Consider the following 14,365-nt stretch of genomic DNA (forward strand, 5'->3'; position numbering starts at 1 on the left):
GGGTTGCGCGCACATATGTGGTGGAGGTCGCTCACCTTGCATTGCGGTAACCACAAGTGGGACCATTTCCGAGTTCCCTGTCGCCCCAAGGTAGGTCACCTGTGTCCCAGCACATAGCCAAGCCCCGTACCACCGCAGTGATCCTGGCCGGTGGCACCGGCCAGCGCGTGGGTCTGTCGATCCCCAAGCAGCTGCTGAAGATCGCCGGCAAGGCAGTCATCGAGCACACGCTGACCACCTTCGAGAACGCCGACTCGATCGACGACATCATCGTGCTGATGGCGCCGGGTTACGTGCCCGACATCGAGAAGATCGTCGCGAAGGCCGGATTCAAGAAGGTCTCGAAGGTCATCGAGGGCGGCTCCACGCGGAACGAGACCACCGAGCGCGCCATCGCCGCGCTGGGCGAGGGCCTGGCCGAGGGCGAGGACGCCAACGTCCTCTTCCACGACGCCGTGCGCCCCCTGCTCTCGCAGCGCGTCATCGACGACTGCGTCGTCGCCCTGGAGCGCTACCAGGCCGTCGACGTGGCCATCCCGTCCGCGGACACCATCATCGTCACGCGCACGCACGGCGAGGACGGCGAGTTCATCACCGAGATCCCGGACCGCTCCCGGCTGCGCCGCGGCCAGACGCCGCAGGCCTTCAAGCTGTCCACGATCAAGCGGGCCTACGAGGTCGCCGCCGGCGACCCCAACTTCCAGGCGACCGACGACTGCTCCGTCGTGCTCAAGTACCTGCCGGACGTGCCGATCCACGTCGTCGCGGGTGACGAGTACAACATGAAGGTCACCCAGCCCGTCGACGTCTTCATCGCCGACAAGCTCTTCCAGCTCGCCTCCACGGCCGCGCCCGAGCAGGTCTCCGAGGAGGCCTACCGTGCCCTGCTGACCGGCAAGACCATGGTCGTCTTCGGCGGCAGCTACGGCATCGGCAAGGACATCGCCGAGCTCGCCGAGGCCTACGGCGCCAAGGTCTACGCGCTGGGCCGCTCCACCACCGGCACCCACGTGGAGAACCCGGAGGAGGTCGACGACGCCCTGTCCAAGGCCTACGCCGAGACGGGCCGCATCGACTACGTGGTCAACACCGCCGGTGTGCTGCGCATAGGCAAGCTCGCCGAGACCGACAACGCCACCATCGAGGAGGCGCTGAAGGTCAACTACCTGGCCCCGGTGCAGATCGCCCGGTCGTCGTACAAGTACCTGTCCGAGACCAAGGGCCAGTTGCTGCTCTACACCTCCAGCAGCTACACCCGGGGCCGCGCCGAGTACAGCCTGTACTCCTCCACCAAGGCCGCCATGGTGAACCTCACCCAGGCGCTGTCCGACGAGTGGGCCGGCGACGGCGTCCGCGTCAACTGCATCAACCCCGAGCGCACCGCCACCCCCATGCGCACCAAGGCGTTCGGCCAGGAGCCCTCGGGTTCCCTGCTGTCCTCCGAGGCCGTGGCGCGCACCTCGCTCGACGTGCTGCTCTCCGAGCTCACCGGACACGTCATCGACGTCCGCCAGCAGGACCCGACGGCCGGCGCGGCCCGGGCCACCGGCTTCGAGCAGGCACTGGCCACGGTGCTGGACCGGCAGGACGGCGTGTAATAATTGGCGCCAAATAGACTTCAGTAATTCAGGCCTCTGCGCCCTCCTGTTAACGGGTTTTCGTCGACAGGAGTGTTCGCAGGGGCCTGAATCCATACCGTCTCGCGAATATTCACAGACCAGCCGCATTCCAGAACCAAGACCGGCACACCCCTCCCAAGAGCAGGTTTCTCCGTGATATCCACCGCTATTCGCGTCGCCCGGGTGGGCAGCGCGGCCGAGCTGGCCGCGGCGGTCCTCATGGTGGCGGGCTTCCCCGCCCTCATGCTGGCCGCGCTCGTCCCGAGCGTTCCCGCCTTCGCGGCAGCGGCCGCCGTGACGTACCTGGCGGACCACTATCTGCACCGCAAGGGCAGCTACCTGATCAACCGCCTCGGCAAGGTACGGGCCGGACTGTCGATCCGCTTCCTGATCCGGCAGCTGCTGCTCGTCCTGCTGCTGGCCCGGCTGTCCCTCGCGGACAACCTGATCTACTACGGCGCGATCGCCTGCTTCATCGCCTTCTACGGTCTGCAGGCCCCGCACGGCGCGCTGGTCCAGCTGATCCGCAACCGCCGCCGCATGCCGGTCGCCACCCGCAACGTCGACCTGGCCTCCCGCATCCGCATCCCGGACGCCCCGCCCCGCGGGCTGCTGCACCGCTCCGCCGAGAAGATGCTCCACCTCGACCTCGCGGCGGTCGTCGGCATCCTGGTCGCCGCGCAGGTCAAGTCGGCCCTGATCGGCTTCATCGGCATCGGCATCACCGTGGCCGTGGCCACCCTGTACGTCCTGGCGCTCGTGCCGTACGTGCGCGGCCGGAAGATTCCGCCGAACGCCGAGAGGGTCCTGGCCGCCGTCGACGACTGGCTGGGCGAGTACAAGCCGGAGACGGTCCTGTACTTCTCCGGTTCCAAGGACTCCGCCTACCAGGTCAACATGTGGCTCGACACCATGGAGAAGCTGGAGTCGAAGCCGCTGATCATTCTGCGTGAGCGGGCCATCCTGAACAGTCTGGCGCCCACCACGGTCCCCGTCATCTGCGTGCCCGGAGGGGTGCACCTGATGAACATGGACCTGTCCACGGTGCGCGTCGCCCTCTACGCGGCCAACGTCGGCAAGAACATCCACATGCTGCGCGTGCCCACCATCAAGCACGTCTTCATCGGCCACGGCGACAGCGACAAGCTCGCCAGCGTCAACCCGTACAGCAAGGTCTACGACGAGGTGTGGACGGCCGGCCGCGCCGGCCGCGACCGCTACGCCATCGCCGACGTCGGTGTCCGCGACGAGGACATCGTCGAGGTCGGCCGCCCCCAGCTCGCCCCGATCAAGACCTGGCAGGGTGTCCCCGAGAGCCCCCGCGGCGGAGCCGCTGACGGACGTTGCCCGACGGTGCTGTACGCCCCCACCTGGGAGGGCTGGGACGGCAACCCGGGCAACACCTCGATCGTGCTGGCCGGCGAGAACATCGTGAAGCAGCTCGTGCAGGCCGACCCGCCGGTCCGCGTCCTGTACAAGCCGCACCCGTTCACCGGCAACGTCAGCAAGGAAGCGGGCGCCGCGCACCGGCGGATCACCGCCCTGGTGCAGAAGGCCGCCGCGGAGCGTGCCATCAACCCCCGGTTCATCGCCGACACCGCCGCCCAGGCGCAGGCCAAGGCGGAGCTGGACCGGATCGAGGCCCGGCTCGCGGAGCTGTCCGGCTCCGGAAACGACCGTGGCGACGAGGCCGTGGCCACCCGCGACGGGCTGATCGACGTCGCCCGGCACGAGGAGGCCGCCCGGCTGCGCGCCCAGTGGAACGACGCCTACTGGCGTTCCTTCCCGTCCTGGGAGCACCGCGTCATCACCGGCGCCGAGCCGCGGCTGTACGACTGCTTCAACGTCTCCGACGCGATGGTCTCCGACATCTCCAGCGTGGTCTCCGACTTCATCGCGAGCGGCAAGCCGTACGCGGTCACGGACTCCGCCGAAGTGGGAGTGGAGGAGTTCAAGCGGAACAACACGGCGGTGCGTGCCGCGGTGATCCTGTCCAACAGCGCATCCGAGCTGGGCGAGCTGCTCGACGCGGTCCGCGCCCCGGAGGCCGACCCGCTGGCCGGGGACCGCAAGGAACTCAAGCAGTACCTGCTGGGCCCGGACGAGCCGACCTCCCTGGAGCAGTTCAACACCGCCGTAGCGAACCTCGCCCTCAAGGCCGAGACGCGCAACGTCGGGCAGCAGTCACGGGACGCGGCCGCCCTCGCGGAGTCCGAGGGCGAGCTGGCGAACGCCGTGCCCGGGCAGCGGGTGGCCGCGGCCGGTGACACGGACGGGGTCGGCGCAGGCTGAACTTCCGCCGCTGACTGAAGAGTTCGGCCCCGAGGAGCTGCTCCTCGGGGCCGAACTCTTTCTGCTTCCCGGGCCCTGTCGGGTCAATGTGTGACGTGTCCCACTTACACATGTGTGCGAGACAACCGCTTGCCTCGATCACCCGTCTATCAAGTAGCGAATGAGGCGATACGGGGGAATATCCCATTGACTAGGGGGAAACGTGACCGTGACGCAGCCTGATGTGAGTGTGATCATCGGGGCGTACGAAGCGATGCCGTATCTGATCGAGTGCCTCTCGTCCGTCGAGGCACAGACCATCGATCCGATGCGCGTCGAGGTCATCGCGGTGGACGACGGTTCGACGGACGGAACGGGGGAGTACCTGGAGGAGTTCGCCGAGCGGGCTCCCATGCATGTCCTGGTCATCCGGCAGGAGAATTCCGGCGGCCCCAGCGGCCCGCGCAACGTCGGCCTCGGCAAGGCCACCGGGCGCTACGTCTTCTTCCTCGACGCCGATGACCGGCTGGGTCCCGAGGCCCTGGAGCGCATGGTCGGCATGGCCGACCGGGCGGGCACGGACGTGGTGCTCGGCAAGGTCGAGGGCGTCAACCGCTCGGCGCCGAAATCCATGTGGGGCAGGACGGTGGAGCGGACGGACGTCTTCTCCTCCAACATCAAGTTCACACTCAGCGCGCAGAAGCTGTTCCGCCGCGAACTGCTGGACCGGCACGGCATGCGCTTCGACGAGTCGCTGTTCACCGGCGAGGACGCGCTGTTCACCATGGAGGCGTATCTGCGCGCGAACGGCGTATCCGTGGTCGCCGACCACACCTGCTACTACCTGGTCGGCCGCGACGACGGCAAGCACGTGACGAAGAGCGGCAGTTACAGGCTGCGCTTCGACTCCGCGCGGGCCCTGATGGAGCTCATCGCCGAGCTCGTCCCGGAGGGTGGCCGGCGCGACCAGCTGATGGTCCGGCCCTTCCTCGTCACGCTGTTGCCGCAGTTCGGCCCGAAGTACCTGACGGACAGCGAGGAAACACGCCGGCACAAGTTCGAGCTGGCCAAGCCGCTGATGGACACCCACTGGACCGAGGGCGTCGCCCACCGCCTCAAGGTCCACGAGCGGCTGCGGCTGCACCTGGTCGCCGAGCAGCGCCCCGAACTGCTCCTGGACGTGGTGAAGTTCGTCAAGGCCAAGAAGCAGGCGGCGGCCCTCCTGGAGAGGAAGGGCCGCCGGGTGTACCTGGCCTACCCGCACTTCCGGGACCGCGCCGCGGGCGTCCCCGACTCCGTCTACCTCGCCGAGCCCCGGGAGGCCCGGGCCTTCCCCGGCTACCGCGAGGGCGGCGTCGAGACGTTCGTACGCCGGGCGGTGCGCAAGGCACGGCGGGTCCTCACCTCACGGGAGGTGGGGCACGCGGCGTGACTCCGCCCGCCGCCGCTCAGCGCGGTGCGGTCGGGGCACGGCGGGTCATCACCTCACGGGAGGTGCGGCCCGCGGGGTGACCCCGCCCGCCGCCGCTCAGCGCGGTGCGGTCGGGAGCGCGGTCCCGGTGCGCTGGCCGGGCACCGCGGCCAGCCGCTCCGCCACCCGTGCCCGGTGGTCGCGGGCCTCCCCGCACAGCGCCCGGACGGCGTCGTTGAAGCGCTCCTGCGACGACGGCTCCGCCGGGCCCAGCAGGCGCAGCTTCAACTCCGCGCGTGCCTTCGCCAGTTCGTCGTTCTCCGGGTGGCGGACCGTCTCCAAAAGGCCCGGCACCCCGGCGGCGTCCGGCGTCAGCACCGTCGCCGCCACCACCGTCGGGAACGCCGTGCGGAAGGCGTCCTCGGGCAGCCCGCTGGTGTTGGCCACCGCGTACGGCTTCTCGCTCGCCAGGAAGTCGCTGATCACGCTCGACACATCACTGATCAGCAGGTCGGCCACGTTGAAGCAGGAGTACAGCGTGGGCCGGGCGTCCGTGATGATCTGGTGCTCGCCCGCCGGCAGCGAGGCCCAGTAGGCCTCCTCCCACGCGGCCGTCGCGCGCGCCACAGCCGCCGCCCGGCCCGGCTCCGGCGCCGACTGCACCAGCATCCGCTCCACGGTGTCGGCCCCGGCCCGGAAGACCGACGTCGTGAGCCGGTCCAGCTCGGCGGTGCGGCGGGCGAGTTCCGCGCTGTCCGAGGGGGCCGAGGGGGCCGAGAGGTCCGCCCCCGCCCGCTCCCGGTTGGCCGCCCGGATCAGCTCCCGGATCCGCAGATCGGCCGCGCCCGCACGCGGGTCCACCGAGCCCGTCAGCGGATGCGGCTTGTACAGCAGCCGCGCGCCCGGGTCCGCGAGCAGCGCCCGCACCAGGTTCTCGCCGGCCGCGATCACCGACGTGTTGCCGGGGTTGCCGTCCCAGCCCTCCCAGGTCGGCGCGTACAGCACGGTCGTGCACGCCCCGGCCGGCGGCCCGGCGTACGGCAGCACGCCGTCCAGCTGCGGGCGGCCCGTCTCCACCACGTCCTTGTCCTCGACCCCGACCTCGGCCAGCGCGTACCGCTCGCGCGCGGCGGGCCCGGCCACCCACACCTCGTCGTACGCCTTCGCGTAGGGGTTGCAGGAGGAGAGCTTGTCGCTCTCGCCGTGGTTGACGAAGGTGTGCTTGATCGTGGGGATGCGCAGCACCTGGGAGGTCTTGCCGGAGTTCGACGGGTGGATGAGGACCTGGAGCGTGGAGTGCTCCAGGCGCATCAGCGTCGACACCTTCGGCAGGCACACGATCGGGATGTCCGTCGCGGCGATCTTCTGCACCATGAACCGCTCGCGGAGCACGATGACCGGCCTGCCGTCCAGCCCGGCGAGCGGCTCCAGCCACATGTTCGCCTGGTAGGCCGAGGCTGCACCTCCGGAGAAGTACAGGCCGACGGTCGGCCGGTAGTCGGCCAGCCACGCGTCGAACCAGTCGAGCACCGCCTGCTCGTCCGCCGGACGACGGCCCGGCAGCAGCCGCAGCAGCAGCGCGCCGAGGCCCGTCAGTCCGAGAGCGAGGGAGAGGGCGATGCCCACGGCCGCGTACACCGGCCGGTCGCCCGGGGCGCTGGCCATCAGCCCGGCCGTGGCCGGCAGGCCGAACACCAGCAGCCGGTGCCCGGGACGGCGCAGCAGCACGGACGGGGCCGGGGACAGCCGCAGCGCCGAGGCGTCGATGTTCCGCGTCACGACGGGCAGGGTGCGGGTGCGGCGCACCAGGACGGAGACCGCCTGGATCGCGCAGTGCAGCACGTAGAAGACGAGCAGCCCGGCCACCAGCGGGGCGTACACCGTCTCCCGGTCCTGCTCGCCCAGCCGCAGCAGGGCCACGACCAGCAGCAGGTCCCGCAGGACGTGGCGCACGGTGATGTCCGCGTGCGACTTGGCGAACAGCGACAGCACCCCGCGCTGCCAGCGGTACAGGGCGCCCTCGGTGGCCAGGGAGACGACCGTCGCGGCGATCAGCAGCGGAACGTCGGGCAGCAGCGCCGCGACCGCCTGTGCGGCGAACGCGGCGGCCAGGACGACGGTGACCAGCCCCTTGAGAAGGGCCGGCGGGCGGGGGAGAGGTACGGGCACTGCGGTCACTCCAGGAGCGTCGGGTCGGCGCAGGTCGGCCGTCCGGGTTAACGCGCGGCGACCTCCTGACGACACGCGCGTGTCGCCAGAGCGTGGGGGGCGGCCGCCGTCGCGCGTTGTCGGACCGTAGCGGAAGGCGGCGTTCCTGTCGCGGGTGGGCCGGGAAAAGGAGATCGGCCTCCCTGCGCGCGGCGGGACCGGACGAGGGCGACCGCCGTCCCGTGACACGGGCGGCACCGTCCGTAACGTGGACCGGAGCCGCACCCCGTCCGGCCGTCCCGTAGATTCCTGGTGAGGGAGCGAATCGACGGGTGAGGGGACGGACGGCGACGTGGCAGGGGCAAGGCAGGCCGTGGGCGAGGCCCGCAGGATCGTCGTCAAGGTCGGGTCCTCCTCGCTGACCACCGCCTCGGGCGGCCTGGACGCGGACCGCGTGGACGCGCTGGTCGACGTTCTCGCCAAGGTCCGGAACCAGGGGGCCGCCCGCAGCGCCTCGGCCGAGGGTGGCGGCGGGAGACGGGAGGGCGGCGGGGAGCGCGAGATCGTCCTGGTCTCCTCGGGCGCCATCGCCGCCGGGCTCGCCCCGCTGGGCCTGCGCCGCCGCCCTGAGGACCTCGCCCGGCAGCAGGCCGCCGCCAGCGTCGGGCAGGGCCTGCTGGTCGCCCGCTACACCGCCTCCTTCGCCCGCTACGGCGTCCGCGTCGGCCAGGTCCTGCTGACCTCCGACGACATGAGCCGCCGCTCGCACCACCGCAACGCCTCACGCACCCTCGACAAGCTGCTCGCGATGGGCGCCTTCCCGATCGTCAACGAGAACGACACCGTCGCCACGGACGAGATCCGCTTCGGCGACAACGACCGCCTCGCCGCCCTCGTCGCCCACCTCGTCCGCGCCGACCTGCTGGTCCTGCTGTCCGACGTGGACGGCGTCTACGACGGGGACCCCGCCAGGCCCGGCACCTCCCGCATCGGCGAGGTGCGCGACCCCACCGACCTCGCGCACGTCGAGATCGGCAGCGCGGGCAAGGCCGGCGTCGGCACCGGCGGCATGGTCACCAAGGTCGAGGCCGCCCGGATCGCGGCCGCCGCCGGCGTCCCCGTGGTCCTCACCAGCACCATCCACGCGGCCGACGCCCTGACCGGCCAGGACACCGGCACCTACTTCCACCCCACCGGCAAGCGCTCCGCCGACCGGCTGCTGTGGCTCCAGCACGCCTCCGCCCCGCAGGGCGCGCTGACCCTGGACGACGGCGCCGTGCAGGCCGTCGTGGACCGCCGCAAGTCGCTGCTGCCGGCCGGGATCGCCGCCGTCGAGGGTGATTTCAGCGCCGGCGACCCGGTCGAGCTGCGGGACGGCACGGGACACGCGGTGGCCCGTGGGCTCGTCAACTTCGATGCCAAGGAGATCCCCCGGCTCATCGGCCGCTCGACCCGGGAACTGGCTCGCGAGCTCGGACCCGCGTACGAACGCGAGGTCGTACACAGGGACGACCTGGTGGTCCTGCACCCGTAATGTGCCGAAACGTCCGCCCCCGGTGGTGGACGTTCCGCAAAACCGCCCCGCGATCCCTTGCGGCCTGCTCAACTTTGTCCCGGGGACCTATTCCGCAGCAGCGCCACTGTGCAAAAGGAGGCCGTCGTGAGACGAGTGCGCCCTGGGACTCAGGCGTCCCGCGGTGGTGCCGGCTCCCGCGCGGCCGGTGAGGAGCGCGCCCTGACGAGCGTGGCGGCAGGGGACCGGTTCCAGGGTGAGGAACCCGGCGAGACCCCGCGCCTGTGGCACGTCACCCTCAGCGTCTCCGGCAAGGAGGCCCCGCTCCCGGAGGTCCGGCGCGCCCTGGAGCAGCTCGCCCACGACCATCCCTTCTTCCTGACCAGCCGGTACGCCGTCGACCACGCGGAGATCCGCTACTGGGAAGAGGCCCGCGACCTGCACGACGCGGCCGCCGTCGCCCTGCGCCTGTGGGGCGAGCACCGGCAGACCGCCGGCCTGCCGCCCTGGGAGATCGTCGGCCTGGAGGTCATCGACCGTGCGACCTACCACCAGCGCATCGCCGAGGGATACGGGCCGCCGCCCGCGTCCCCGGTCGGCGTTCACCCGTTTTGACCCGTTCCACGAAGTGTCTCGCGCTGTGAAACGAACGATGAACCGAGCCGCCCGGCGCACTACCCTTCCCTCATGACCACGCTCTCTCCGTACGACTCCATGACCCCGGTCACCCAGGCCGCCTACCGCGCCAAGGCCGCAGCGGCGACCCTCGCGCCGCTGCCCCGGGCCGAGAAGGACGACGCGCTGCTCGCCATCGCCGACGCGCTTGAGGTCCGTACGAGCGAGATCGTCGAGGCCAACGCCAAGGACGTCGCCAAGGCCCGCGAGGCCGGCACCAGCGAGGGCATGATCGACCGGCTCACGCTCACCCCCGAGCGGATCCGGGCCATCGCCTCCGACGTACGCGACGTCGCCGCGCTGCCCGACCCGGTCGGCGAGGTCGTCCGCGGTTCCACGCTGCCCAACGGCATCGACCTGCGCCAGGTCCGCGTGCCGCTCGGCGTCGTCGGCATCATCTACGAGGGCCGGCCGAACGTGACCGTCGACGCCGCCGCCCTGTGCCTGAAGTCCGGCAACGCGGTCCTGCTGCGCGGTTCCTCCTCGGCGTACCAGTCGAACACCGCCCTGGTGCGCGTCCTGCGCGACGCCGTGGGCGGGGCCGGGCTGCCCGCCGACGCCATCCAGCTCGTCCCCGGGGAGAGCCGCGACAGCGTGCGCGAGCTGATGCGAGCCCGCGGCCTGGTCGACGTGCTCATCCCGCGCGGCGGCGCCTCCCTGATCAACACGGTCGTCCAGGAGTCCGTAGTCCCGGTCATCGAGACCGGCACCGGCAACTGCCACGTCTACGTCGATGCGCAGGCCGACCTCGACATGGCCGTCGAGATCCTGGTCAACTCCAAGGCGCAGCGGGTCGGCGTCTGCAACGCCGCCGAGACCCTCCTGGTCCACCAGGACATCGCCGCCGAGTTTCTGCCCCGCGCCCTGGACGCCCTCGCGGAGGCCGGGGTCACCGTGCACGCCGACGAGCGCGTGCAGGCCCACGCCAAGGACTCCAAGGCCACCGTGGTCGAGGCGACGGCTGAGGACTGGGAGACCGAGTACCTGTCGTACGACATCGCCGCCGCGGTCGTGGACTCGCTGGACAAGGCCGTCGAGCACATCCGGCTGTGGACCTCCGGCCACACCGAGGCCATCGTGACGACCTCCCAGCAGGCCGCCCGCCGTTTCACCCAGCTGGTCGACTCGACCACGGTCGCCGTCAACGCCTCCACCCGCTTCACCGACGGCGGCCAGTTCGGCTTCGGCGCCGAGATCGGCATCTCCACGCAGAAGCTGCACTCCCGCGGCCCCATGGGCCTGCCGGAGCTGACCAGCACGAAGTACATCGTCACCGGCGACGGGCACATCCGGCGCTGACCACGTTCGGCGTAGGGCGGTATGCGGGCCGGCGCATGGATGGGCCGGCCGTGCGAGCGGCGCCTCGGCGCGCGGCGGGGGTGAACCGGGCGGGCGTGCGCCCTCACGGACCCCGAGGGAGCCGTCTCGACCGGTGGATGAATTTCCACACCGTCTGCCCAAAATGACCCCCCAGGTCTACTCTGGATGCGTGCCGGAGGACGTGGGGGGCACGCCGTTTCCGGACGGCCGGGAGCCCGACGACGACCACGACCGCGGGGTGTCGGACGAAGAGTTCGCCTCCGTGGTCTTCGACGAGGCCTTCGTACGCGCGGCCGTGGTGCACGAGCCGACCGCAGTGGAGCGCCTCCTGGCCGCAGCCCGGGCGAGAGCCGAGGCCTCCGAGGCGGAGGCGCGCCGGACGCACACCAGAGGCGAGCGGTTCGACGACGGATACGGTTCGGACGGCCGCGGCGGGTTCGGCCGTGATCCCGACCTCGACGAGCTCGACGACCCCGACATCATCGAGGACCCCTACGGCGGCGCGGGGCCGTACTCCAAACAGGTTCGATGGCACCGCCCTGTCGCCTGGATGCTCGCCCTCGTGATGGGCATCGGCATGGTCGCCCTGGCCTTCACGGCGGTCTACCGCGGAGCGTCCTCCAACCGCGACGAACCCGCGCCACCGCCCGCCTCGACCGGACTGGAACAGGGCAGCGCAGCCTCCCCCTCGGCTTCCGCCGACTACTCCCAGCCGGCCGTCTCGGTGATCCCCCGCAGCCCCTGACCGGAACCCGCCCATTTTGGTGAGAACCTGTCAGAACTTGTGCCGCAGTGGGGCGTTTACCCGAGCTTCCGGCGACCTACCCTGAAGATATGGGCGGGCCTGAAGACCCACCTGAGGGGACTCCCGAGGGCGCCCCCGGAGGTGGCGAGGACGAGTATCGATCCGTCGTCTTCGACGAGTCGTTCGTCCGTGCTGCCCGCCTCCAGGAGTTCTCCGCACAGGAGCGCATCACGGACCACGCGCCCGCCGTGCGACGTCGGCCGCCCCTGCGCCGGGGTCTGTCCCGGCAGGCCCTCGTCCTGGTCCTGCTGATCGCCGTCGCCTTCGGCACCGCGATCTACATGGGCGTACGGCACCCCTACCAGACCCCTGCCGCCCGGGAGCCCGTCGAGCCCCTGCGGATGACCGTCATCCCGCTCGCCCCCGAGGGCAAGGTGCCCGGCACGGCCGACCTGGAGTCCCTGTACGAGCACAGCCCCGCCGCACAGTTCAGGACCGGCGCGGAGGGCGTGCCGCTGCCCGCCTCGCGGCGCACCGCGCACTTCTCGGACGGCCAGGTCGTGAGCGCCCTGACCACCGCCAAGGACTACGTCGTCCGGTCGGCCCTCGACCCGGAAGTGCTCACGGGCGGTGAGGTCCGCGCCGTCCGCGTGCTGCTCGACCCCGACCAGCTGGAACAGTTCGACCAGAGCTTCGCCCGGCCCACCGCGGACGGACGCCACGCGCCCACCGGCTGGCTCGTGCGCTTCGACCCGTCGCGCGCCGAGCTCGCCGACCGCAAGGTCCGGGTCCAGGGCACGCTGCAGGCCGCCGAGGCCGACTCGTCCACCCTTGAAGTCACCGCCGACCACACGTCCGTGTACGCGCTGCGGCCGGCCGGGGCCGGAGGCGAGGACGAGGTCTCCCTGTTCACCCTCCGGCGCGAGCTGCACTTCCGCTTCGACCGTGACGACCTGCGGCTGCACCAGGCCCAGCTCGTCGTCTCCTACGTCCAGGCCGGCCCGCTCTCCTGCGCGGAGGACTCCACGAACCACCTCCGGCCCCTCCTCGCCGGCCAGACGGCCAAGGAGGGCGGCCCCGCCGGCACCGACCCCTACGCCACGGGCAGCGCGACGGCCCTGTGCGGCTCCCTGGCGACGAGCGCGCAGCCGAAGGTGTGAGTCAGGCCCGAGGCGAGCCCGGACCCCAGGAAGCCGTGCCCGCGCAGTCCTAGCTCCCGTCGCGCGGCGGCCGGTCGTCCCCGGAGGAGTCCGGCGCGTCCGGCTCCGGCCCCCGGGGCGGCGTCGGGGACGGGTTGGTGAAGCCGCCGAAGCCGCGGCGGACCCGGTCGCCCAGGTCACCGGCGCCGCCCGCGAGGTCCGTGACCAGCTTCATCAGCGGGTCCTTGGAGCTCTTCACATGGGTGCCGTAGTGGTTCGCCGACTCCCGCCAGGAGTCCCTGACCGAGGTGTCCTTGTCCTCGTCGCGCCGCGGGTAGTGGCCGTCCATGATCCGCTGGTAGTCCCGCGACTCGGCCCACTTCTTCAGCTCGGCCGCCCGCACGGTGGTGAAGGGGTGGGAGCGGGGCAGCACGTTCAGGATCTTCAGCACGGAGTCGCGCAGGTCGCCCCCGGACTCGTACTCCTCGGCCTGGGCGAGGAACGCGTCCACGTTCATCTCGTGCAGGTGGTTGCCGCCCGCGATCTTCATCAGACCCCGCATGGAGGCCTGCAGATCCTGCCCGACCAGCAGACCCGCGCGGTCCGCGCTCAGCTCCGACTTGCGGAACCACTCCCGCAGCCCGGTCACGATCGCCATGATCGCGAGGTTGCCCAGGGGGATCCACGCGACCCGGACGGCGAGGCTGGTCAGGAACAGCAGGATGGTCCGGTATACGGAGTGCCCGGACAGCGCGTGCCCCACCTCGTGCCCGACGACCGCCCGCATCTCCTCCTCGTCGAGCAGCTCGACCAGGCCGGTCGTCACGACGATGATCGGCTCGTCCAGGCCGATGCACATCGCGTTCGGCTGCGGGTCCTGGTTCACGTACATCGGCGGGACCTTCTCCAGGTCCAGGATGTAGCAGGCGTCCCGCAGCATCACGTTCAGATGGGCGAACTGCTGGTCCGAGACCCGTACCGAGTCGGACAGGAACAGCAGCCGCAGACTGCGCTCGGGCAGCAGGCCGCTGAGCGCCTTGAACACCGTGTCGAACCCGCTCAGCTTGCGCAGCGCCACCAGGGCGGAGCGGTCGGCCGGGTGCTCGTACGTACGCGAGGAGATCCCGGGGAAGCGCCTGCGCTGCCTGCTCGGCACGTGCTCGTGCCCGTTGTGCTCGTCGCCGTCGGACATGTCTTCCCCCATGCGTCTGATGTGACCTTTGCGGCCCCTTGTGCGGCCTTTTGCTTCCCCGAGGCAGAGCCCAGCCTAGGCGGAGTTACGGTGGTCGGGCAGTACAGCGAAGGAGACCACCGCCATGGAGCACCACCCCGCAGCCGCCTGGCTCGCCGAGGCCGCGAGCGCCGCCGAGCGGCAAGGGGGGCCGGGGATGCTGCGGTACGTACTGCTCGTGATGATCGTGGGCTGTGTGCTGACCGCGTGGTTCCTGCTGCGTGGCTACAGACGGAAGGACGACTGAGACCTCGCGAAGGTTCCCCGCCGGGCCCCGGGCCGGGCCGGCGGCG

11 protein-coding genes are annotated in these 14,365 nt (G+C 71.1%); 9 read left to right on the forward strand and 2 right to left on the reverse strand.

What is annotated here, in order from left to right; translation table 11 throughout:
* Nucleotides 1-101 precede the first annotated feature (101 nt).
* The 3 genes from ACFY9S_RS02210 (at nt 102) to ACFY9S_RS02220 (ending at nt 5,322) form a co-directional block, all read left to right on the forward strand.
* Nucleotides 102-1,598 (forward strand): bifunctional cytidylyltransferase/SDR family oxidoreductase, encoded by a 1,497-nt coding sequence (locus ACFY9S_RS02210; protein ID WP_102908710.1) that lies wholly within the window; start codon nt 102-104, stop codon nt 1,596-1,598.
* Between the two features lie 174 nt (nt 1,599-1,772).
* Nucleotides 1,773-3,911, forward strand: coding sequence for a hypothetical protein (locus ACFY9S_RS02215; protein ID WP_391121635.1), 2,139 nt, complete (start codon nt 1,773-1,775; stop codon nt 3,909-3,911).
* Nucleotides 3,912-4,113: 202 nt separating this feature from the next.
* Entirely contained in the window at nt 4,114-5,322 is a 1,209-nt protein-coding gene (locus ACFY9S_RS02220) for a glycosyltransferase (protein WP_391121638.1), read from the forward strand.
* A gap of 96 nt (nt 5,323-5,418) precedes the next feature.
* Here the strand turns inward: ACFY9S_RS02220 and ACFY9S_RS02225 are convergent, their stop codons facing one another.
* Complete coding sequence (locus ACFY9S_RS02225) at nt 5,419-7,470, reverse strand: hypothetical protein (protein ID WP_391122917.1); 2,052 nt, start codon at nt 7,468-7,470, stop codon at nt 5,419-5,421.
* A gap of 331 nt (nt 7,471-7,801) precedes the next feature.
* Between ACFY9S_RS02225 and proB the strand changes: the two genes are divergently transcribed.
* The 5 genes from proB to ACFY9S_RS02250 all read left to right on the forward strand — a co-directional run bounded on the left by proB (nt 7,802) and on the right by ACFY9S_RS02250 (nt 12,862).
* On the forward strand, nt 7,802-8,983 hold the full coding sequence (proB, locus tag ACFY9S_RS02230; RefSeq protein ID WP_391121641.1) for a glutamate 5-kinase: 1,182 nt from the start codon (nt 7,802-7,804) through the stop codon (nt 8,981-8,983).
* 135 nt (nt 8,984-9,118) lie between these two features.
* A complete protein-coding gene (locus ACFY9S_RS02235; RefSeq protein WP_391122920.1) occupies nt 9,119-9,577 on the forward strand; it encodes a hypothetical protein in 459 nt (152 codons plus the stop codon).
* 72 nt (nt 9,578-9,649) lie between these two features.
* A complete protein-coding gene (locus ACFY9S_RS02240) occupies nt 9,650-10,936 on the forward strand; it encodes a glutamate-5-semialdehyde dehydrogenase (RefSeq protein WP_391121644.1) in 1,287 nt (428 codons plus the stop codon).
* 163 nt (nt 10,937-11,099) lie between these two features.
* Nucleotides 11,100-11,702, forward strand: a complete 603-nt coding sequence (locus tag ACFY9S_RS02245) for a hypothetical protein (protein ID WP_391121647.1) — start codon at nt 11,100-11,102, stop codon at nt 11,700-11,702.
* A gap of 89 nt (nt 11,703-11,791) precedes the next feature.
* Nucleotides 11,792-12,862 carry a hypothetical protein gene (locus ACFY9S_RS02250; protein WP_391121650.1) on the forward strand — a complete coding sequence of 357 codons (1,071 nt, stop codon included), beginning with the start codon at nt 11,792-11,794 and terminating at the stop codon, nt 12,860-12,862.
* A 49-nt stretch (nt 12,863-12,911) separates the two neighbouring features.
* On the opposite strand, the gene ACFY9S_RS02255 is transcribed toward ACFY9S_RS02250, so the two are convergent.
* Nucleotides 12,912-14,033, reverse strand: a complete 1,122-nt coding sequence (locus tag ACFY9S_RS02255) for a M48 family metalloprotease (protein WP_391122923.1) — start codon at nt 14,031-14,033, stop codon at nt 12,912-12,914.
* 124 nt (nt 14,034-14,157) lie between these two features.
* Here ACFY9S_RS02255 and ACFY9S_RS02260 point away from each other — a divergent pair, with 124 nt between their 5' ends.
* Nucleotides 14,158-14,319, forward strand: coding sequence for a hypothetical protein (locus tag ACFY9S_RS02260; protein WP_180989485.1), 162 nt, complete (start codon nt 14,158-14,160; stop codon nt 14,317-14,319).
* Nucleotides 14,320-14,365 lie beyond the last annotated feature (46 nt).

Origin of the sequence: Streptomyces sp. NPDC012474 (assembly GCF_042955185.1) — a bacterium.
Taxonomy (GTDB): Bacteria; Actinomycetota; Actinomycetes; order Streptomycetales; family Streptomycetaceae; genus Streptomyces; species Streptomyces cahuitamycinicus.

Excerpts from the sequence above, each read along its gene's own strand:
- ACFY9S_RS02240 (WP_391121644.1), top strand. The coding sequence starts at position 9,650 with ATGACCACGCTCTCTCCGTACGACTCCATGACCCCGGTCACCCAGGCC.
- ACFY9S_RS02245 (WP_391121647.1), top strand. The coding sequence starts at position 11,100 with ATGACCCCCCAGGTCTACTCTGGATGCGTGCCGGAGGACGTGGGGGGC.
- ACFY9S_RS02250 (WP_391121650.1), top strand. The coding sequence starts at position 11,792 with ATGGGCGGGCCTGAAGACCCACCTGAGGGGACTCCCGAGGGCGCCCCC.
- ACFY9S_RS02255 (WP_391122923.1), bottom strand. The coding sequence starts at position 14,033 with ATGTCCGACGGCGACGAGCACAACGGGCACGAGCACGTGCCGAGCAGG.
- ACFY9S_RS02260 (WP_180989485.1), top strand. The coding sequence starts at position 14,158 with ATGGAGCACCACCCCGCAGCCGCCTGGCTCGCCGAGGCCGCGAGCGCC.